Genomic DNA, 19,544 nt, shown 5'->3' on the forward strand with positions numbered 1-19,544 from the left:
GCGCCTTGCGCGTCCGAAATGCCCGGTGACGTCAACATCAACGCCGTGGAGGCGTTCCCCGGAGCGGGGTAGTTTTGGTGAGTCGCGTGCGGGCATACGGCTGATGCACTGTCCCGGAGAGGAAAGTGGCGGGCATGGCGGAGCCGTTGACCTGGACCGCAGCCGAGCAGTCCGGATGCGCCGTCGTCGCGGTGCACGGCCGGCTCGACCTGGCGGCGACCCCGCATCTGTTCGTCGCGTTCCAGAAGTGCCTGGCCGAGCAGCCCAGGGCGCTGCTCGCCGACCTGGCCGGCATGTCACTCGGCGAGGTGCCCGCCCTGGCGGTGTTCACCGCGATCAACCGGCAGGCGGCGGCCTGGCCGGGCACGCCGGTGCTGCTCTGCGCGCCCCGCCCGGAGGTCGCCGATCCGCTGGGGCATCGCCGTTTCGGGGCGCTTCAGGTGCGCGCCGATGTCGGCGCGGCGGTCCGGGAGACCGATCAGAACGGCGCTGACGCGCCGACGATCAGCGATCGGCTGGTTCCGGTCGCCGGTTCGGCCCGGCTCGCTCGGCACCTGGTCACTGAGGCTTGCGTACGGTGGGAGCTCCCCGACCTGGCCGGCCCCGCCGCCATCGTCGCGGGCGAGCTGGTCGCCAACGCCGTCGAGCACGCCGGCACGATGATCACCCTTCAGCTCGTGCGCCGGGCCCGTTACGTGCACGTCGTGGTCCGCGACGGTTCCCCGCGCACCCCGGTGATCATGCACCGCGCCCCGGACGATCCGGCCCGCGGCCGCGGCTTGATGCTGGTGGACAGTCTGGCCGTTCGCTGGGGCACCCTCCCGACCCGCGACGGCAAGGTCGTCTGGGCGACGCTCACGGCGTGAGTCCGAGAACCGGAAACCGGCCTGCCCGCGCACGGGTCCATCTGCAGCAGCCGGGCAGCCCGGGACCGCCTGGCCAAGCAGCGAACGCGGTGTCCTACTCGGCCAGCAGGTTCCGCAGGCCGGCGATCACCAGCACGCGCGCCACATAGGGCTGCACCCCGGTCAGCCGGAACGTCAGCAGCCGGGCCCGTGCGACCTCGTGCACGGCGTTGAGCATCGCGATCCCGGCCGCGCTCAGCAGCGGCACCCGCGACAGGTCCACCACCAGCGTCCGCCCGCTGCCGCACGAGCCGGCCGCGGACAGCAGCTCCCGGCGGATCTGGTTGGCGTTGTCCCGGTCGATCTCGCCGTGCACGGCCGCGCGCACGCCGTCCGCCCCGGCCGTCACGAGCACTCGATGATCGGGTGGCCCGGAGGCCGTCCACGGTGGTGTGACGTCCGACAGCATCGCCTCGCGCAACCAGCTCAACGTACGGCTGAGCAGCCGCGACACGTGCATCTGGGAGATGCCCAGCTCCTCGGCGATCTCCACCTGGCTGCGGTTGCCCCAGAACCGCAGGGCCAGCAGGCGTCGTTCCCGGGCGGGCAGCTCGCAGAGCAGGTTCTCCACGGTGGTCCGGTCGTCGACCAGGGTCAGTTCGCCGTCCTCGGCGCCGAACAGGTCGCCCACCTCGGCGCCGTTCGGATGATCGCCGAGCGGCGCGTTCAGCGACTCGGTGCTGTGCGCGGCCGCCGAGGCCTGCGCGCCCAGCACTTCTGCCTCCTCGAGGCCGAGCCGTGCGGCCAGTTCGGCGACGGTCGGCGTGCGACACAGCTCGGCGGTCAGCACGGCTCGGGCCTGCACGAACTCCAGCACCCGGTCCTGCTGCCCGCGCGGCACGTGCACACCCCACGTGTGGTCGCGGAAGTGGCGTTTGATCTCGCCGGTGATGGTCAGGATCGCGTACGCCGTGAAGGAGCCGCGCTCCGGGTCGTACCGGTCGATGGTCTTGACCAGGCCGAGCCGGGCCACCTGTTCCAGGTCGTCGGCCGGCTCTCCGCGACCCCGGTAGCGCCGCGCCAGCCGCCCGGCGAACGGCAGCGCGTCGCGGACGAAGTCGTCGCGCAGCCGCCGCCCGGCCCGCCGGTCCGCGCCGGATCGGGCCCGGGCGTACTGATCGGCCAGAACGTCCAGGTCGTCGAACGGATCGAGCTGCCCGGCCTCCCGCATGCCCCACCTCCGACACAGACCTCCGGTGCGTGGTTCCCGAATGTTCCAGACGGCAAACATCCGATCCAGCAACCGTAGCCGTTGCGGTGCTTCGGCGCGTGCCGACTCGTACGATGCACCCGGGCGGGAGCACAACTACCGCGCCGGGGGTCAGGTCTGGATCATCGGCCGGTAATCCTCCTCGGTGAGCCCGAACGTCCAGGCGACACCCTCCCGGGCGGTCCGGGTGGCCGGCGGCACCCGCAGCCAGTAGACGCGGCTGGTCCCGTCCGGCTCCGGGGTGGAGTTGACCACCTCGACCATGACCAGGGGCTCGTCACCGGGCAGTTCCAGCCGCCACAGCTTGCCGGCCTCGTCCGTGCCGATCTGGCGGGCGCCGGCCTCACCCAGATACCGCTCGTAGCCGAAGTGCTCCAGCATGACTCGGCGGATCTCGGCGTTCTCCTCCTGCCGGATCCGCTCCACGGTCAGGGTCGGCAGCTCGGCGGCCAGGCTCACCGGGATCGGCATGCCACGCCAGGCCCACAATCCGTACCCGTCGGCGAACTCCAGCGCGGCGCCCTCACCACGGTGCAGCCGGCCCACGTTGTCCCGCGCGAGCAGCCGGGGACGCTCGGTCAGCACGGCCACCCGCTCGTTGGCCCACCACCAGCCGGTCTGCCGGGCCACCTGCGCCAGCCCGACCAGCCCGCTCATCAGGCCGGCCCCGGGACACAGCCGGTCGGCCGCCTCGAACGTGCTCAGCCACGTCCCGTCGTGCTGGCCGTAGATGGCGTCGAGCACCGGCCGCCGCGCGGCCTTGCCGGCCTCGTCCGGCAGATCGGTGACAAGATCCTCGCCGAGCCGCAGCCGCAGCCGGCTCGCCACCAGGTCCATCACCAGCCCCCAGGATCGGCGTCCGGCAGCCGCGCTGAGCTGCGCCCACCCGTCCGGCCCGAGCGCCTCCACGGCCGCCTTCCGCGCGGAGGCCCAGGGCTCGGTCCGCACCCGCCGCCGCACGGAAGCCCCGGCGCTGTCTCCGGGCGCCCAGCCCTGGCGCCGCAGCTCACCGACCACCTCGGCCAGCCACACCGAACCCGAACCCGGCCCGCCGAGCCCGGCCGAATCCGAACCCGGGCCGTCGGGCTCAGCCGCGATCGATCCAAGATCGTCGGCCGGCGGGAGCGAACCGGAAAGCAGCGCCACCGCGGCCGCCCCGGCCCGCGGCGAGCCCACCCAATAGATCCGCTCCGGCCCCGGCAGCCCGGCCAGCCGATAGGCCTCCCGCACGCCGGCCTCGGCCGCCGCCCGGTCGCCGGGCTCGGTCGAGACCGCCGCCGCCAGCCACTGATCCTCGACGGCCGCGGCCATCGCTTCCTGCTCGTGTGTCAGTTTCATTGCCGCGTCCCTCTCAGTCCGCCACCGGCCGGAACGAGCCCGGCACGTATTCCCGCTGCCGAACCACCCGGTAGTGCCCGCCCGGCAACGGAATCGGCCCGTGCTCCTCGTGCGAAACCCGGGCGTGAGTGGGAACGTCGAGAAACATCAGCTCCGGATCGTCAAGATCGGCCAGCAGTTGCACCCCGGGCCCGCCGACCACGTGCGCATGCCCGGTCGCCTCCCCGCGCGCGAGGACCATCCGCCCGCGCCGATCCCGCGGAACGGGCGCGTTGGCGGGTAGGGAACCCTGCGGAATCGGGATGATCAACACGTCGCCCTGCCGGTACATCGGCCCTCCTGACTGACCAGTAGCTGTCAGGGAGGAACCTATCCACGGGGTACGACATTTTCCTCGACCACCGGCGCCAGCCCCAGCGTCGAGAGCGCGTCCCGGCGCAACACCTGCAGCAGCTCTTCGTACGGCCCGATCAGAAACGCCTGGTCCCCGGCCGCGAACCGGGTGTCCCGCCGCGGCGGATGCTCCAGCAATCCGTCGCCGGTGGCCCGCCGGATCGCCACCACCCGGGTCCGGGCCGACAGATCCTGCATGGCCAGCCCGTCCAGCCCGCCCTCGGGCGCCACCGTGAGCCGACCCACCAGCATCAGTTGCGTCCCCACGTAGAACGTGGCGAGCACGTCCAGCCCCAGCGCCGCCCCCACGAACCACGGCGCCGCCAGCGCCGCCGTCGACCGGGTGACCCCGAGGCTGAGAGTGTGCTCGACGGTGTCGGCCAACGTACGATCAAACAGCCTTAAAACGACCGGCACCGAGCCCCACCGATCCCCGAGCCGGTCCTTGACCGCGAGGCCGGTCTCCAGGTTCACCAGGTCGTCGCTGGTCATCACCGCCACCGCCCGGGCCGACCCGAGCTGCACCCGATCCAGGGTCCGGGCCAGCGTCGCATCCCCGATGATCACCGGCACGCCGCTGTCGCGCACCTGGTCGACGTAGCGGTTGTTCTCGTCCGACTCGATCACGACGACGTCGGTCCCGGTCGCCCGCAGCCGCTCCACGACGCGCGCCCCGACCGACCCGATCCCGATGACGATCACGTGATCGTGGAGCCGGTCGAGCAGGCGGTTCCCGAGCGCCTCCTGGATCTTGATCGACACCAGCACGTTGGTCAGCAGCGCGATGAACGTCGCCGCGAAGCACGCCCCGAGGATCATCAGACCGATGGCGAATATCCGGAGCCAGGGGGCCTGCGCTCGGAAGTTGTAGTCCCCGTAGCCGACCGTCGCGATCGACTCGACCGAGAAGTACAGGGCGTCCAGCAGCGTCATCCGGGTGCCGTCGGGCTCCCGGTACCCGAGCTGCAGCACCACCATCGACACGTTGAGCAGCGTGATCAGCGCGATCAACGCGTACGCGATGCGCCGGTCCAGAGCTCGCAGCACGGACCCGGCCAATTGCAGCGACCGCGCCCACCGCCCGGGTCCGGCGTCAGCTGGTCCCTGCTCCTCCTCGACCACCCGCGCCGCCGCCAGTTCCTCCGGCGTGCCCAGCAGGGTCACCCGGTCGCCGGCGCTGACCGGATGATCGCGACCGGGACAGATCACCACCTCGCCGTCGCGGGCCGGGCTGACCGCCAGGGGCGCCAGCGACCCGTAGCGGGACCGCAGCGTGCCCGTCTGGTCGGCCACGACCTGCGCCGCGACGAACGGTTGCCCGTCCAGATCGAGCGCGTGCGTCCCGGTCCGCAGGCACGCCTCGACCACCGAGGGTGCGGAGAGCCCGGCGACGTCGAGCACGCTCACCTGCATCGCCGACAGCGCCCGGCCCACCGCCGGATTCCGCAACTGCACCACCACGCGGACGTCATCACGTAACTCCCGCATCAGCAGCGCCGCCTCGAGGGTGTGCAGGTCATCGGCGAGCACACAGATCACGGCGACCGCGCCGGGCAGCCCGGCCTCGTCCAGCGTCTCCTGCAGCCGCGGACTGCCGACCACGATCGGCACACCCCACCCGCGCACCACCCGGACCAGCCGCGGATCCGCGATGTCCTCGACCACGACGACCCGTACGCCGGCATGGTAAAGCTGCTCGACGGTGCGCAGGCCGACGTCGTCGAGCCCGCAGACGATGATGTGCCCACGCCAATCCCGGCATCCGGTGTCCATCGGAGCAGCATCGGCGCCGGCCATGACGATTACGTTAATCGGGCCGCCGTCCGCAGGTAGATCTCTTCAGCGAGCCCACCCCCAAGATCAAAATCTTCTTCCCGTACGTACGTGGCCGGCACTCCCTCCTCGACGAACCCGCCAACCCCGCTCACACGGTCAGGACGCCGGGCAGCGGTCGTCACAGTCCCCGAGCGGGATGATCATGTCGGCGCTGTCGCGTTCGGCCGGCCAGAACCCGTCGAAGCTGACCGCGACCCACTCGGACCGTGGCCTCTGCGCCCATTCGACCCGGTGGGTCCCGAAGTACTCGACGGTCTTGCTGACGGTCTTCCCGGAGTCGGAGGCGGGCTGCCAGTAGGGAACCGACAGCAGGAACCGCCCCGCGTCCTCGCCCGGCATCGCCACCGTCTGCCGCTCACGCGGCACGTCGAACATCCAGTCGAGCACCACGGTCTCCGGTTCCGGTGCGCCCAGGCCGTCCACGTCCTCGGCGTGCTCCACCTCGGCGAGCCGGTTCCGCGGGCCGGCCGGGTCGAACGGCTTGCCGTCGAGGGTCATCCCGGCCTGCCAGGGAGTGCCGTCCCGCCGGCTCGGAGGGGGCGAGACCGCCTGCATCCGCCGGAACAGCGCCGGCGGCTGCTCGGCGGAGACCTTCGCCGGCGCATACGGGTAGTCCACCGGCCCGCCGAACGAGAATCGCAAAGAATGAACACAAGCGCCGTGCAATTCAACAACCGCGTCACTGACCGCGATGGACATACCAGTCTCCCGTCTTTGATTTCAGTGACTAGGGCAAAGGTTGTCGCAGCCCCCGAGCGGGATGATCATGTCGGCGCTGTCGCGTTCGGCTGGCCAGAACCCGTCGAAGCTGACCGCGACCCATTCGGATTGTGGTTTCTGCGCCCACTCGACTCGGTGACTCCCGAAGTATTCGACGGTCTTCACGGAGTCGGAGGCGGGCTGCCAGTAGGGAACCGACAGCAGGAACCGCCCCGCGTCCTCACCCGGCATCGCCACTGTCTGCCGTTCGCGGGGTACGTCGAACATCCAGTCGAGCACCACGGTCTCCGGTTCCGGCGTGCCCAAGCCGTCGATCTCCTCGGCGTGCTCCACCTCGGCAAGCCGGTCCCGCGGGCCGGCCGGATCGAACGGCTTGCCGTCGAGGGTCATCCCGGCCTGCCACGGAGCGCCGCCTTTCCGGGCGGGCGGAGGCGAGACCGCCTGCATCCGCCGGAACAAGGCCGGCGGCTGCTCGGCGGAGACTTTCGCCGGGGCGTAGGGGTAATCCACCGGCCCGCCGAACGAGAATCGCAACGAATGAACACAAGCGCCGTGCAATTCAACAACCGAGTCGCTAACTGCAAGTGGCATCGCCATCTCCCATCGATTAGAAGCTGATTTACCTGAACTATCGAGCTGACGGGCAGAGATCGTCACATTCAGAAAGCGGAATGATCAGATCAGCGCTGTCGCGTTCGGCCGGCCAGAACCCGTCGAAGCTGACCGCGACCCACTCGGACTGCGGCCTCTGCGCCCACTCGACCCGGTGGGTCCCGAAGTACTCGACGGTCTTGCTGACAGGCGTCCCTGAATCCGATGAAGGCTGCCAGTACGGAACCGACAGCAGGAACCGCCCCTTGTCCTCACCGGGGATCATCATCGCCTGCTGCTCACGCGACACGTCGAACATCCAGTCGAGCACCACGGTCTCCGGATCCGGCGTACCCAGGCTGTCGACGTCCTCAGCAAGTTCCACGTCCGCAAGCCGGTCAACCGGCCCGGCCGGGTCGAAGGGCTTGCCGTCAAGGGTCATCCCGGTCTGCCACGGGGCGCCGCCTTTCCGGGCGGGCGGAGGCGAGACCGCCTGCATCCGCCGGAACAGCGCCGGCGGCTGCGAGTCGGAGACTTTGGCCGGTGCGTAGGGGTAGTCCACCGGCCCGCCGAACGAGAATCGCAAAGAATGAACACATGCGCCGTGCAGTTCAACAACCGAGTCGCTAGCCGCTACACCCATCGCCGTTCTCCTTCGGAGTGGATCGGAATAAAGTCAGGAAGCCGGACACTGGTCGTCGCATCCGCCGAGCGGAATGATCAGATCAGCGCTGTCGCGTTCGGCCGGCCAGAACCCGTCGAAGCTGACCGCGACCCACTCGGACTGCAGTTTCTGCGCCCACTCGACCCGGTGAGTCCCGAAGTACTCGACGGTCTTGCTGACCGCCTCGCCGCTGGCCGAGACCGGCTGCCAGTACGGAACCGACAGCAGATACCGGCCTTCGTCCTCGCCCGGCATTACCATCGCCTGCCGTTCGCGGGGCACGTCGAACATCCAGTCCAGCACCACGGTCTCGGGCTGCGGCGTGTCCAGCCCGTTGATGTCCTCGGCGTGCTGCACCTCGGCGAGCCGGTCCAGCGGACCGTCCGGGTCGAAGGGCTCCCCGTCGAGGGTCATCCCGGCCTGCCAGGGAGCACCGTCTTTCCGGGCGGGCGGAGGCGAGACTGCCTGCATCCGCCGGAACAAGGCCGGCGGATGCTCGGCGGAGACTTTCGCCGGGGCGTAGGGGTAATCCACCGGCCCGCCGAACGAGAATCGCAACGAATGAACACACGCCCCGTGCAGTTCAACAACCGAATCACTGACCGGTGATGACATCTCCATCTCCCATCGCGTGAAGATCAACAGTGGTCACCGGACTCCCGGCGCATCCAGTGCCGCCTCGCCGGCAAGTAGATGAAGGGCGGCACGCGACGGAACCAGCGCGTACACCGACCCGGTAGTTGTCACGAACCCGCCGAACGCCAACGGCGGCGCCTTGTCGACAACCGCCGTCCCCAGCCGCCGATGCGCCACCTCGGCGCTGTCCCCGAGTACCGGATCAAGCCCGTTGACCTGCGGCTTCCCGTCCCCGTCCTCGTCGAACTTGGCCGCGATCCTCGACGGGAACTCGATGTCGTTGGCCCAGCAGCGCTGCAGGAACTCGAACTGGTCCTCGATGCTGGCCATGTAGGCGTTGAACAGCATCCCCCGCTCGTGATCGTCGGGGTTGTCCCGGTCCATCGGCGGCCCGAAGGGAATGCCCCGGCGGATCAGTTTGTGGCTGCGTTCCCGGAACATCTCGTCCCGCCGCGGATTCATCTTGCGGATGTGGGAGTAGAGCGGCGTCCGCGACCCGTCCTCGTCGCCGTGGAAGGTGAAGTCGTTGAGGCCGTCACCGCTCGCTGCCAGGGGCGTCCCGTCGAGCCGGCGCCCGATCGCCCGGGCGGCCACGTCCTCGGCGGTGTTGTCCTGGTCGCTGAGTTTTTCCATCTTGCTCCACCAGCCCGCGGCGTCCTGCCGGAGCCGGCGGAACACCTGGAAGGAGCCGCCCCGCATCCACGGTGCCGGTGCCGGCCGGGGAGCGAAGTTCAACGGCCGGCGTACACCCGCGAAGCCGAGCACGAACTCACCGGCGGCGACGACCGTCGATCCGGTGGTCGCGCCGTCGACGCCTTGCACGGCCGGCTGGGAGATGCCCTCGACGAATCCGAAGTGCTCGATCGGCCGTCCGTCGGCGTTGTGCAGGACCGTGCCGTACTGCACGAGCGGTCCGGTGCCGCTCATTCCGCCGAGCGGCATCACCACCACTCCGGCGCGGGCCGCCTCCGACAATTCGAGCGACACCCGCTGCCGGAGTGCCTGCTCGTCGTCGGCGGCGAGGGTCAGCAGCGCGTCGACCGGGGGCCGCCGGGGGCCGCCGATCAGCCAGGACATCGGGTCGCTGGCGCCGACGTCGCCGATCATCGCCGGGGTGCTGGTGATCTCGCCGCGCTCGTCGAACCGGTTGCCGAGCGGCCCTTTCCAGAAGGCCTCGAAGCGTACGAGGTCGGCGGCCACTTCGGGATGCAACGCGATCAGGCCGGTGGCGGTCAGGCCCACGCTCATCGGGGTGTCGGCGGGGGAGTCGACGCGGGTCGCGGCCGCGCCCAGCCAGGCGCGGGCCTGGTCGCGCCGACAGCCGAACGACAGGAACACGAAGGCCTGGAACCGACCCTCGAAGGGCTGCAGGATGTTGCCCTGCACCTGACCGAATTCACCGAGCGAAGCCCGCTCGTGCCGGCTTTCCCCCATGGCTCTCCTCGCGACGTTCTCGCAGGTCCCGAGGCCGGCAACCGGCCGATCTCGGTCCGTCCACTGCGGAGCATAAATCAAATCGAGGCCGCTGACTGCCCCGTGTCGCGACGGGGTGGACCGAGGCCACCCACGACACTTAGGATCGCGCTCCTGGATGGGCGATCTTCGATCTGAGGTGTTCACTCTGACCACGGAACTCGACCTCGCCGGGCCGCAGGAACGCCGGGCCCGGTTCCCCCTGGGCACGCGTCTGCTGCTGGCCGGAGAGTTGTTCACCGCGTTGGGCGTCGGCCTGACCCAGCCGTACGCCGTGGTGCTGTTGCACGACGTGCGCGGGTTGTCCCTGGCCGTGGCCACCGGCATCTGGGGTCTCGGACCGCTGACCACCATCGGTGGCAACGCGGTCGCCGGCCCGCTGATCGACCGGCGCGGCGCCCGGTTCGTCATGATCGCCGGGCTCGCCATGGTCATCGCAGGCGGACTGCTCCTGGCTTACGGCCCGGGCCTGGTCTCGGCCGTCGGGGGAGTCGCGGTCGGCGGCCTGGGCTGGTCGTTCACCCATCCGGCGCTGGGCACGCGCCTGGCCATCCTGACCCCGGAGCAGATCCGATCGAGGGTCTACACGATCCAGTACGTGTTCTTCAACCTCGGCATGGCGGTCGGTGCCTCGATCGGCGGTCTCGTGGTCGCCCACGTGCCTCCGGCCGGCTCCGAGGGCAGCCGCACGATGCCGATGCTGTGGGCCGCGGCGGCCGGCCTCTCCCTGGTCACCATCACCCTGGCGGTGCTGGCCGGCCGCCAGGTGTCGCCGGGCCAGACCGATGAGCAGGCACCGCGCGGCGGATACCGCAGAGCCTTCACCGACATCCCGTTCATCCGGGTGATCGGCACGGCCGCGCTGCTGTCGACCGTCGGTTACGGCATCTACAACGCCGTCCCCGCGGTGATGGCGCTCGCCGCCGACGACCCGGCCGCGCTCTCGTTCGCCAGCGTGGCGAACTGCGCCGTCATCGTCATCGGCTCGCCCCTCGCGATCCGTCTCACCGAACGTATCTCGGCCCGCGTGGCGCTGCTCGGCGCGGCCGGGCTGTGGGCGCTGGCCTGGGCAATCTGCATCCCCACGGCGCTGGGCACGGGCCTGGGCACCCGGCCGATCCTGATCTGCGCCTCGGTCCTGATCGGAGCCGGCGAACTGCTGCTCGCCGGCGCACTCCCGACCCTGGTCAACGCGCTGGCCCCGGACGAACTCCGCGGACGCTACAACGCGCTGTCGAACCTGTCACTGACCATCGGCATGGCCGCCGGCCCCCTGCTGACCTCGGCCGCCGCGGCCGGTGGCTCGGTCACCACCGCCCTCTACACGGCGGTCGCCCTGTCCGTTCTGGCCGGTGCCCTGCTGCTGCGGCCCACCGGCGAGATCAACGACCGATAGAAGAAAACAATTTATGGGGTACGGTCATGAGTCGCTCGACGAGATGACAACCGTCAACCGGGCGGCCCCGCCGCCCGGTCGGCAATTCTGTGATGTGCCGACGTGGCCCAATCGTGCCGCCTAGGATCCGTGCCATGAATGTGAATTATCGCCTGCTGGTGTCGACTCTTTGTGCCGTCGGCCTGCCGGTGATGGCGGCTTCCCCGGCGTTCGCGAGCGGACCGGCGCATATCGCCCGGCTGACCATCGACAACCAGTCCCAGTGCGACCTGATCGGTGACGGCTACAGCTACGGCACCGCGTCGACCTGGGTCGATGAGCCGACCGAGAACATCTCGGCCGGCGATTCGGGCGAGGGCATCATCTCCACCTCGGAAGGCGCCTTGTACGCCGATGCCGGATACCGCGTCACGTGTGCGGCCGACACGGTTTCGGGCAAGGCGACCTTTACGATCAACGACATCGAGGGGACGTTGGAGGCCGACTCGTCCTACGCCGTCGACAATGCCTCCCTCTGTGTGGTGAAAGCAATCTCCGGTGATTACCGATCAAGGGTTTTCGCATTCACGCTGAAGCATTGCTGAGCATATTCCGGACGGCCGCGATCTGCGCGTCGTAGGTGTCCTGGCCGTCCTCGGAGAGCACGCGGGGGAGCAGGTCGCCGAACGCGTTCACCTCGGCCACCGCATGGTCGCGCCACCCCGCGCGGAACATCAGGTCCACGCCCGCGTGCAAGGTGCGCGGGAAACACGCGGCCGCCCGGACACACGTGTCCATCGCCGCGGCCCAGGACCGCTCGCCGGCCGCGGCCCGGACCGCGGCCACGTCGCCGCGCTCGTTGCCGAGGTGCAGGTTCGTCATCGGTGACCGGCTGGTGCGGACCACCACGTGCCGCGCCTGCCCGGCGATGACGACCACCCGCAGGTCGAGCACGCGCCCGCCGAGCGCGGCCTTCGGATACCACCGCTCCACGTGCAGCCCGTCCGGCCCCAGCCGGTCGACGATCGCCGCGATCGAGTTCTCGTCGTCGTAACGCCGTACGCGCAAGTTGTTGAAGATCTTCCCCTCGCTCAACTCGACCGAGGTCACCGCCATGATCCGCCGCCCGGCCGCGGTCCCTCGGCGCCCGCCCACGGCCAGCGCCAGCACCCCTGAGGCCGACGACCCGTAGGCCGCCTTGACGAATACCCGGCTCCAGCCGGCCGTCTCCATCGCCATCCGCAGCGACTCGTAGTCCCGCACCCCCGGGCCCAACCCGAGATCCCGGCCCGCGCCGGTCGTCGTGCCGTCGGCGTGCAGGGCGGGCGGCAGCGGGATGCCGGCAGCAGTCAGAAGGGCGTGGCAGCGCGGCTTGGCCGTCATCGTCAGAATGTCGGCCGGCTGATTGAGCAGAACGCCCCCACCAGCGGCAACGCGCTCCAACGTGATCCCCAGCCCGGCGAACACGGCGGCCGCCCCGGCGATCTCACCGTGCGCAACGGCCTCCACCGCGGCCGCCCCCGCGATGTCCGCGCCGGCCGAGACCGGCCGGCCCAGGGCCCGCAACAGCTGCTCGACCTCGGCGTTCTCGCCCGGCGAGTCGATGCGCACCAGCGTGCCCGGCCCCGGCACCCGCCCGGACAGAAGCACGTCCCGCCACGGAAACACCTCCGGCGCGGGCAACCCGGCCCGTCCGGCAGCGGCGAGGAACAGGGCGACCCGGCGGTTCTCCGGGTTGCCGACGACGGCGAGGCGCACCCTATTCGGCGCAGACCGTGTAGCGACCCCAGCGCTCCTCGTTCTGCTGCCCGGAGACGTCGACCGTCACTCCGGGCAGCTCGTCGGCGACCCGCTGGGCCATCTCCGCGGTCATGAAGTGATGGTGCAGGTCGAGCGTCTCCAGGTGGGTCAGCGGCTGCCCGGCCAGCAACGCCTCGGCACCGACGTCACCGAGCGTGCCCAGTGACAGGTCGAGGCGCCCGAGCCGGGCCACCACCGGCGCCGCGGCGACCGCGGCGGCCACCTCGTCGGCGATTTCCGCGTTGCACAGCCCGAGGTGTCGGAGCGCGGGCAGCGACCGCCCGCCCAGGATCGTCGCGAGGTCGTCGGCGCGGGCGTCACCACCGTAGTTGGACACGCCCAGCCACAGCTCCAGGTGCTCAAGAGCGGGCAGGTCACAGGCGCTCACGGCCCGGATCACGGAGGTGGGCAGCCCGCCGGACTGCAGGACGAGTTCGCGCAGCGCCGGATACCGCCCCGGGCTGATCTCCAGCCCCTGCGACCCGCGCACCCACAACCGTTCCAGCGCCGGGAACGCCTCCAACAGCGGCGTGATGTCGTTGTGGTTGATCCAGGAGATCTCACACTGCTCATAGGTCATCTCGCCGATGAACAGCGCCCGCAGCCCACTGAACCGAGCCGCGTTCTTGATCATGAATTCGGCCGGGAACTCCGACTCGTACGACGACCCCCACTCGCCGATCACCAGCGCCGCCGGCCCACCCGGACCGGCCCGCTCCAGCACCTTCTCCAGGGCCGCCTCGAACTCCGACACATCGGCCTCGAAGTCCTCCATGTCGATCCGCCAGGCCACCGCCCCCGGATCGTCCGGCTCCTGCTCGCCGTCCACCTCCACGATCGGCAGCCCGGCGAACGTGGTCAGATGCTCGTTGATGGTCACGGGACTCCCTCGGCCAGATGTCACACCCAACGCAACAGTGCGGCGACGTTAGCAAGCCCCACCGACACTTCCGCGCACCGCATAACCCGCCCGAGCCGGCAACGTGCGGCGCGACTCGGGCGGGTGGTGCTCTCAGGTGCGGGGCTGCCGGGCGAGCACCTTCGACAGGCGCTCGCGCACGCCAGGATCGGGCTCGACCGGAACGGCCTCCCGCACCAGCGTCCACGCCTCGTCCGGGATCACCTCCACCGGCCAGGCCTCAAGCGCGTCCAGGGCCATGTTCCGGTTCCGCACCGTCGCATTGCGCAGCGCCGTCGCGATCAAGTTCCAACCCTTCCCCGGGTACGTGTCCAGCCTGCTCACGACCAGATCGAGGATGTGTTCGGGCCCGTTCCCGGCCAGTCCCCGATCCAGGCCGGGTCCCGTGACGAGGGCGTCCAGCGGCAGCAGTTCGACCGCCAGCTCCACCGCGGTGTCGATCTGCGCCGGATCGTCGACCAGGTGATACCAGAGATGCCAGGTGTTCGGCCGGGCCCGTACCTGCCGCACCAGCTGTGACCCGAACGGGAGGCCCAGCCGCTGGGCCGCCCGGACCGCGCTGTCGAACTTGTCGGGTTCCTCGGCCGCGAGTCCGGCCACCACGACGTCCCGCCACTCGGGCCGTCGGGTCAGCGCGAGCGCCTGAGCCAGCCCGTGGACCGTTGCGAAGGATCCGACCACGCCGACCCGCTCGACCGTCGGCCGGTGAAGGCCGGCGTGGTGCAGGAAGCGCTCCGTCACGGCCGTACCTTCGGGATAATCGTCGATGTCGCGGGCCGGTCCGCGACGCCACAGTGCGAGCAGGATCCCGCCGGCGCCGTCCAGCAGTTGTTCGTCGACGGAGTCCGCGGCCAGGGCGTCGGCCAGTCCGCCGGTCGTGGCCGCTATCCAGGCCAGGTATTCGTCGAGGATCCGGTTGCGGAATCCGTCGCGCAGCAGCCAGGCTTTGATCGCCGGATCGGTGGTGCCGGCGAGGCGTTCGACCGCGTGGATGCGGCCCCACCCGTCGACCCGCCGGGCCAGCTCGAAGACGGCCTGGTCGGGGTCGGGCTGGGTGGAGCGCAGCGCCACCACCGCGTACAACGTGAAGTCTTCTAATTGTCCGAGCAGTTGCAGCAGGTCACGGTCGTGCGGTTCACCGCCGAGGCCGAGCAGGACGATGCCGAGCGCCACCGCGCCGCGGCGGGTGCCGTTCTCGGCGAGCCATCGTCCGATCAGCCGGATGTGGTTCTTCGGCGGCCGGCGCCGGCGCAGCTCCCGGATCAGGCCGTCGGCGATGTCCACGGGTGATACGACGGCCGCGGTGTCGTGCAGCGCCTGCAGTGTCGCGGGGGAGGGGACGAGGTCGTGGATCCGCGCGGCCAGCCGGTCGGCCACGTCACGGGTGTCGTCGGGGGAGGACGAGTGATGGGTACGGATGCCGTCCATCACCGTATCGGAGATCAGTTTCGCGCCGGAGCCGTCCGGGAACGGCGTGTGCGGCCACGGGCCGGGTCCGTGCCGGTCGGCCAGGGTTCGAGCGTGCGCGAGATACGTCAGCACGGGCGGCTCCTGGCCACCCGGGGCGCTCATCGAGCGGGGCGGAGGCCGCCCTTCCAGATCGAGGTCATGCGCTCACCCTACCGGATGGATCGACTGTCTGATCTGGGACGCAATGCTCGACCCCGAAGTTGATCACTGCGAGTATTTGCGCCCTGACTGACGGTGCCGACCGTGGGATTCCCCCGTCCGCGATGTATCTGTCCCCGCCGCCGGTGCATCTCACTCTCCAGAAGCGCATCGATCGGATTCGAGGTTGACCATGACGTCCATCAGGCCACTCAGCTGCATCACCCCGCCGTTCATCCTGACCCGGCTGCTCGACAGCGACAACGAGGCGATCCGCCAGGCCGCCCTGTCCACCCTGGTCACGACGTCTCAGCTGCGCGGCGAGCGCACGGTCCGCGGGCTGATCGCCGGGGTGTTCTCGACCCCGGCGGACGGTCGGCGCAGCATCTTCGACTGCCGCCACTCCACGTTCCTGCCGTTGGCCACGCTGGTGCGTTCCGAGGATGACGCGCCGGTCGCGGACGCGGCGGTGAACCGGGCGTATGACGGTTTCGGCGCCACCCGCACGTTCTACCGTGACGTGTTCCAGCGTGACTCGATCGACGGCCGGGGCATGCGCCTGCAGGGGTACGTGCACCGCGGCACCCGGTACAACAACGCGTTCTGGGACGGCTCGGAGATGGTCTTCGGGGACGGCGACGGCGAGGTGTTCACCGATTTCACCGGCTCGCTCGACGTGATCGCGCACGAGCTGGGGCACGGCATCACCGAGCACACCGCGAACCTGGAGTACCACAACCAGTCCGGCGCCCTGAACGAGTCGCTGTCCGACGTGGCCGGTTCGATGGTCAAGCAGTGGGCGCTGCAGCAGAGCGCCGACCAGGCCGACTGGCTGATCGGGGCCGAGGTGTTCACCCCGTCGATCGACGCCGACGCGCTGCGTTCGATGAAGGCGCCGGGCACCGCGTTCGACAACAAGCTGTTCGGCAAGGACCCGCAGCCCGACCACATGGACCGCTTCGTCGAGCTGCCGGACACCGAGGACGGCGACAACGGTGGCGTGCACATCAACTCGGGCATCCCGAACAAGGCGTTCTACCTGGTCGCGACCGGCATCGGCGGGAACTCCTGGGAGGCTCCGGGGCACATCTGGTACGAATCGTTGAAGGCGTCGACGTCGACCACCGAGTTCCAGGCCTTCGCCGACACGACGTACAACAAGGCCGCGGAGCTCTACGGCGCGGACAGCACCCAGCAGCAGGCCGTCAAGGAGGCGTGGACGCAGGTGGGTATCCGGATCACGACGACGCCGACGCTGGCCGGGCGCGGCTAGTGCGGGTTTCCCTGGCGACGCACGGCGGGCTGGCCGCTTCGATCGTCCGGCGGCTGCCGGCCCGCGTGCTCGACACCGACCAGCTCCCGGACGCCGACGCCCGGGAGCTGCGCCGGTTGGTCGCCGCGGCCGCGGCCGACCCGGGCGGGGCTCGCCCGGCGTCGCCCGCCCGCGACGCCATGACCTACACCATCACCGTCCACGACGGCCCGGACGCGACCACTTTGACCAGCTCGGACACGTCGATGTCAGCGGCCTTCGACGCCCTGCTCACCTGGATCCAGCGCCGGGACGGGTAGCGCCGCGTAACCGGCGATCAGGATGTCGACGGCCTGGGTGAACCGCGAGTCGAAGTCCAGGCCGGCGCGGGTCCGGATCACCTCGACCAGGTTCGGGAACTCGGCCGGGTCCAGCTCGTCCGAGCGCTGATCGAGGTCGGGTTCGGAACCCTCGTGGCCCGGGGTCTGCCCGACCTCGGCCAGGGTGTGTCCGATCGTGAACATGGCGATCACGTTGACGACGTCGAGCGCGCGGCCCAGCGGCAGGCCGGTGGCGCGCATCGCGGCCAGCCAGCGCTCCGACATCCGCAGCGCGTCGGGGGAGTTCACCGGGCGGGTCGCGGCCAGCGGCAGCACGCCAGGGTGGGCCAGCAGCGCGGAGCGCAGCGAGTGGGCGAAGCCGCGCGCCCAGGACGTCCAATCCGGGCCCGACGGGTCGCCGAGGCCCGCGAAGGCGGTCTCCATCACCCGGTCGACCAGGCCGTCGAGCAGCGCGTCCTTGTTCGGCACGTGCCGGTAGAGCGACATCGCCTCGACGCCCAGCTGCGCGCCGAGTTTGCGCATCGACAGCGCCGGAAGCCCGTGCGCGTCGATCAGGTCGAGCGCCGCGTCGAGCACCTTCTCCCTGCTCAGGCCTGCTTTCATGAAACCTCTCTTGACGAAGCTTACGGTGTAAGTCATCCTAGCGGAAACGTCGATGCTTACACCGTAAACATAATCCGGAGGATGTCGTGATCGCCCTCGCCCTGACCCTGATCCTGGCCGCTGTCGTCTATCACGCGGTCATGACGCTCGTCGATCTGTATCCGTTCAACAACGTCCGCGCCGCCAAGCGGTCCGAGCAGCTGACCGAGGTCGCGGTGAACGCGCCGGTGATGGCGTTGCCCGCGGTTCTGCTCGCCATCGGCGCGGCCGCTTCGCTGCCGTGGCTGGGCTACCTCGGCGGGGTGATCGAGCTGCTCGCGGTGCTCGGCGGGCTGCTGCTCTGGTGGTCGCCGTACCTGATCGGCGTCACCATGCCGTGGGCCACCGCGGGCACCGGCACGACCTGGCCCCAATTGCATGCGCGCACCTATGCGGACACGGTCATCGTCCTGCCGCGCATCGGCGGGCGCCCGCGCCCGAATCTGGAACACATGCTGCTGCACGCCCTGATGCTCGCCGCCGCGATCGTCACCCTCATCGCAGCCAAAAACCTTTGAAACCGATTTTCCCGTACGGCGTGAAGCTGCTTCGCCGTACGGGAAAATCGTCTTTCATCGACGGCGGACCGGGACCCGGCCGTCGGCCTGGACCGGCGCGAGTTTGATCTTCAATTCCCGGACCGGGAGTGGGTCGACCGGAATCGACCAGTCCACGCGCCAGGCCGGGCGCACCACCGCGGCCAGATACGCCAGTCCGCAGACCCAGAGCGCCGTGGTCAGCCCGCCGAAGTTCAGCAGGGCGGCGCCGAGCAGGCCGCCGAGCGGGATCCCGGCCCAGGCCCAGGCGTTGATCAGGGTCTGCACGCGTCCGCGCAGCGCGGCCGGGATCAACTCCACCTGAAGCGTCTCCAGGAGTGGGTTGAACAGGCCGGACCCGATGCCGGCGAGGGCGTAGACGGCGATCACGGCCTCCGGTGGCAGGCCGAGTGCGAGCACGATGATCCGGGTCGGGCCGCTGCTGAGCACCCCGATCAGGTACGTGGCGCGGCGCGGTAATCGGGCGCCGAAGCCGGCCGAGGCCAGCGCCGACGCGATCGAGGCGAGACCGACAGTGCTCAGGGCCAGACCGACGACCGTTGCGTCGTGACCGCCGGCCCGCGCCCAGACCGGTAGCAGCACCGCCATCAGCGCCTGGTCGAGCAGGTTGGTCACGACGAACATGGTGGTGATGGCCCGCAGCGGCGGATGCGCGCGCAGGAACGTCGTCCCGGTGCGCAGCCGGTCGAAGTAGGACTGATCGTCGCGCCCGCGATCGCGTAACGGATCGGTCACTGTCAGTGTCACGATGAGTGTTGCTACACCGAGCATTGTCGCGGCTACCCACAGTGCGCGATCGCCGCCGAGCGTGGCGACCAGCCAACCGGCCATCGCCGTGCCGACCGCGGTCGCGGTCCGCTCCACGGCCGTGGCCAGCCCGACACCCCGCGCCGTCGACTGCCCGGCGTCCGCGGCGGCGAACGGCACCAGCAGGCGTTTCGCGGCGCTGGCGGGGCCATCGGCACAACCGACGACCAGCAGCATCAGGGTGAGCAGCCAGAGCGGTGGCGTACCGAACAGCGCGGGGATGACCAGCACGGACGCCGAGATCACGTCCCCGGCCGCGCTGATCCGCCGCGGGCCGATCCGATCCAGCAGCGGCCCGGCCAGCCACTGCGTGAACGCGTACGGCAGCACCTGGCAGGCGACCACCAGGCCGGTCTGCGCGGCACTGCCCGTGCGATCCAGGACCAGCCAGGGGACCGCGACCGTGAGCAGGCGGTTCGCGGACAGGGTGCAGGCCTGTGAGCTCAGGACACCGGATAATCCACGCCATCTCACCCG

20 protein-coding genes are annotated in these 19,544 nt (G+C 70.2%); 6 read left to right on the forward strand and 14 right to left on the reverse strand.

Annotated features, from left to right (window positions below; all coding sequences use genetic code 11):
* Window positions 1-134 precede the first annotated feature (134 nt).
* Entirely contained in the window at window positions 135-866 is a 732-nt protein-coding gene (locus tag ACSHV8_RS12240) for an ATP-binding protein (RefSeq protein ID WP_436532433.1), read from the forward strand.
* Between the two features lie 94 nt (window positions 867-960).
* Here the strand turns inward: ACSHV8_RS12240 and ACSHV8_RS12245 are convergent, their stop codons facing one another.
* The 9 genes from ACSHV8_RS12245 to ACSHV8_RS12285 all read right to left on the reverse strand — a co-directional run bounded on the left by ACSHV8_RS12245 (window position 961) and on the right by ACSHV8_RS12285 (window position 9,727).
* A complete protein-coding gene (locus ACSHV8_RS12245; RefSeq protein WP_436532435.1) occupies window positions 961-2,076 on the reverse strand; it encodes a sigma-70 family RNA polymerase sigma factor in 1,116 nt (371 codons plus the stop codon).
* A gap of 150 nt (window positions 2,077-2,226) precedes the next feature.
* The gene (locus ACSHV8_RS12250; RefSeq protein ID WP_436532437.1) at window positions 2,227-3,453 is read right to left on the reverse strand and encodes a DUF6745 domain-containing protein; all 1,227 of its coding nucleotides are present in this window, start codon (window positions 3,451-3,453) and stop codon (window positions 2,227-2,229) included.
* Between the two features lie 13 nt (window positions 3,454-3,466).
* A complete protein-coding gene (locus tag ACSHV8_RS12255; protein ID WP_436532438.1) occupies window positions 3,467-3,784 on the reverse strand; it encodes a hypothetical protein in 318 nt (105 codons plus the stop codon).
* A gap of 38 nt (window positions 3,785-3,822) precedes the next feature.
* The gene (locus ACSHV8_RS12260) at window positions 3,823-5,643 is read right to left on the reverse strand and encodes an NAD-binding protein (RefSeq protein ID WP_436532440.1); all 1,821 of its coding nucleotides are present in this window, start codon (window positions 5,641-5,643) and stop codon (window positions 3,823-3,825) included.
* Between the two features lie 135 nt (window positions 5,644-5,778).
* Window positions 5,779-6,324 (reverse strand): hypothetical protein, encoded by a 546-nt coding sequence (locus ACSHV8_RS12265; protein ID WP_436532442.1) that lies wholly within the window; start codon window positions 6,322-6,324, stop codon window positions 5,779-5,781.
* A 78-nt stretch (window positions 6,325-6,402) separates the two neighbouring features.
* Window positions 6,403-6,993, reverse strand: coding sequence for a hypothetical protein (locus tag ACSHV8_RS12270; protein ID WP_436532444.1), 591 nt, complete (start codon window positions 6,991-6,993; stop codon window positions 6,403-6,405).
* 37 nt (window positions 6,994-7,030) lie between these two features.
* Window positions 7,031-7,435, reverse strand: a complete 405-nt coding sequence (locus tag ACSHV8_RS12275; RefSeq protein ID WP_436532446.1) for a hypothetical protein — start codon at window positions 7,433-7,435, stop codon at window positions 7,031-7,033.
* A 234-nt stretch (window positions 7,436-7,669) separates the two neighbouring features.
* A complete protein-coding gene (locus ACSHV8_RS12280; protein WP_436532448.1) occupies window positions 7,670-8,071 on the reverse strand; it encodes a hypothetical protein in 402 nt (133 codons plus the stop codon).
* 234 nt (window positions 8,072-8,305) lie between these two features.
* A complete protein-coding gene (locus ACSHV8_RS12285; RefSeq protein WP_436532450.1) occupies window positions 8,306-9,727 on the reverse strand; it encodes a Dyp-type peroxidase in 1,422 nt (473 codons plus the stop codon).
* A gap of 157 nt (window positions 9,728-9,884) precedes the next feature.
* Here ACSHV8_RS12285 and ACSHV8_RS12290 point away from each other — a divergent pair, with 157 nt between their 5' ends.
* Together ACSHV8_RS12290 and ACSHV8_RS12295 are read left to right on the forward strand one after the other, a co-directional pair.
* The gene (locus ACSHV8_RS12290) at window positions 9,885-11,162 is read left to right on the forward strand and encodes an MFS transporter (RefSeq protein WP_436532452.1); all 1,278 of its coding nucleotides are present in this window, start codon (window positions 9,885-9,887) and stop codon (window positions 11,160-11,162) included.
* A 134-nt stretch (window positions 11,163-11,296) separates the two neighbouring features.
* Window positions 11,297-11,746 carry a hypothetical protein gene (locus tag ACSHV8_RS12295; protein ID WP_436532453.1) on the forward strand — a complete coding sequence of 150 codons (450 nt, stop codon included), beginning with the start codon at window positions 11,297-11,299 and terminating at the stop codon, window positions 11,744-11,746.
* Here the strand turns inward: ACSHV8_RS12295 and ACSHV8_RS12300 are convergent.
* The 3 genes from ACSHV8_RS12300 to ACSHV8_RS12310 form a co-directional block, all read right to left on the reverse strand.
* Window positions 11,727-12,899, reverse strand: a complete 1,173-nt coding sequence (locus tag ACSHV8_RS12300; RefSeq protein ID WP_436532455.1) for an STM4014 family protein — start codon at window positions 12,897-12,899, stop codon at window positions 11,727-11,729. The genes ACSHV8_RS12295 and ACSHV8_RS12300 overlap by 20 nt on opposite strands.
* A gap of 1 nt (window position 12,900) precedes the next feature.
* Entirely contained in the window at window positions 12,901-13,821 is a 921-nt protein-coding gene (locus tag ACSHV8_RS12305) for an STM4015 family protein (protein ID WP_436532457.1), read from the reverse strand.
* 132 nt (window positions 13,822-13,953) lie between these two features.
* On the reverse strand, window positions 13,954-15,402 hold the full coding sequence (locus tag ACSHV8_RS12310; protein WP_436532459.1) for a hypothetical protein: 1,449 nt from the start codon (window positions 15,400-15,402) through the stop codon (window positions 13,954-13,956).
* Window positions 15,403-15,661: 259 nt separating this feature from the next.
* On the opposite strand from ACSHV8_RS12310, the gene ACSHV8_RS12315 reads away from it, so the two are divergent.
* Window positions 15,662-16,741, forward strand: a complete 1,080-nt coding sequence (locus ACSHV8_RS12315; RefSeq protein WP_436532460.1) for a M4 family metallopeptidase — start codon at window positions 15,662-15,664, stop codon at window positions 16,739-16,741.
* A complete protein-coding gene (locus ACSHV8_RS12320) occupies window positions 16,741-17,040 on the forward strand; it encodes a protealysin inhibitor emfourin (protein ID WP_436532462.1) in 300 nt (99 codons plus the stop codon). Before ACSHV8_RS12315 ends, ACSHV8_RS12320 begins: the two co-directional genes overlap by 1 nt.
* On the opposite strand, the gene ACSHV8_RS12325 is transcribed toward ACSHV8_RS12320, so the two are convergent.
* Window positions 16,990-17,664, reverse strand: a complete 675-nt coding sequence (locus tag ACSHV8_RS12325) for a TetR/AcrR family transcriptional regulator C-terminal domain-containing protein (protein WP_436532464.1) — start codon at window positions 17,662-17,664, stop codon at window positions 16,990-16,992. The genes ACSHV8_RS12320 and ACSHV8_RS12325 overlap by 51 nt on opposite strands.
* Window positions 17,665-17,750: 86 nt before the next feature.
* On the opposite strand from ACSHV8_RS12325, the gene ACSHV8_RS12330 reads away from it, so the two are divergent.
* Window positions 17,751-18,221 carry a hypothetical protein gene (locus ACSHV8_RS12330; RefSeq protein WP_436532466.1) on the forward strand — a complete coding sequence of 157 codons (471 nt, stop codon included), beginning with the start codon at window positions 17,751-17,753 and terminating at the stop codon, window positions 18,219-18,221.
* Between the two features lie 54 nt (window positions 18,222-18,275).
* On the opposite strand, the gene ACSHV8_RS12335 is transcribed toward ACSHV8_RS12330, so the two are convergent.
* Window positions 18,276-19,541 carry an MFS transporter gene (locus ACSHV8_RS12335; RefSeq protein ID WP_436532468.1) on the reverse strand — a complete coding sequence of 422 codons (1,266 nt, stop codon included), beginning with the start codon at window positions 19,539-19,541 and terminating at the stop codon, window positions 18,276-18,278.
* Window positions 19,542-19,544 lie beyond the last annotated feature (3 nt).

The organism is Actinoplanes sp. HUAS TT8 (assembly GCF_051380535.1).
Lineage (GTDB): Bacteria > Actinomycetota > Actinomycetes > Mycobacteriales > Micromonosporaceae > Actinoplanes.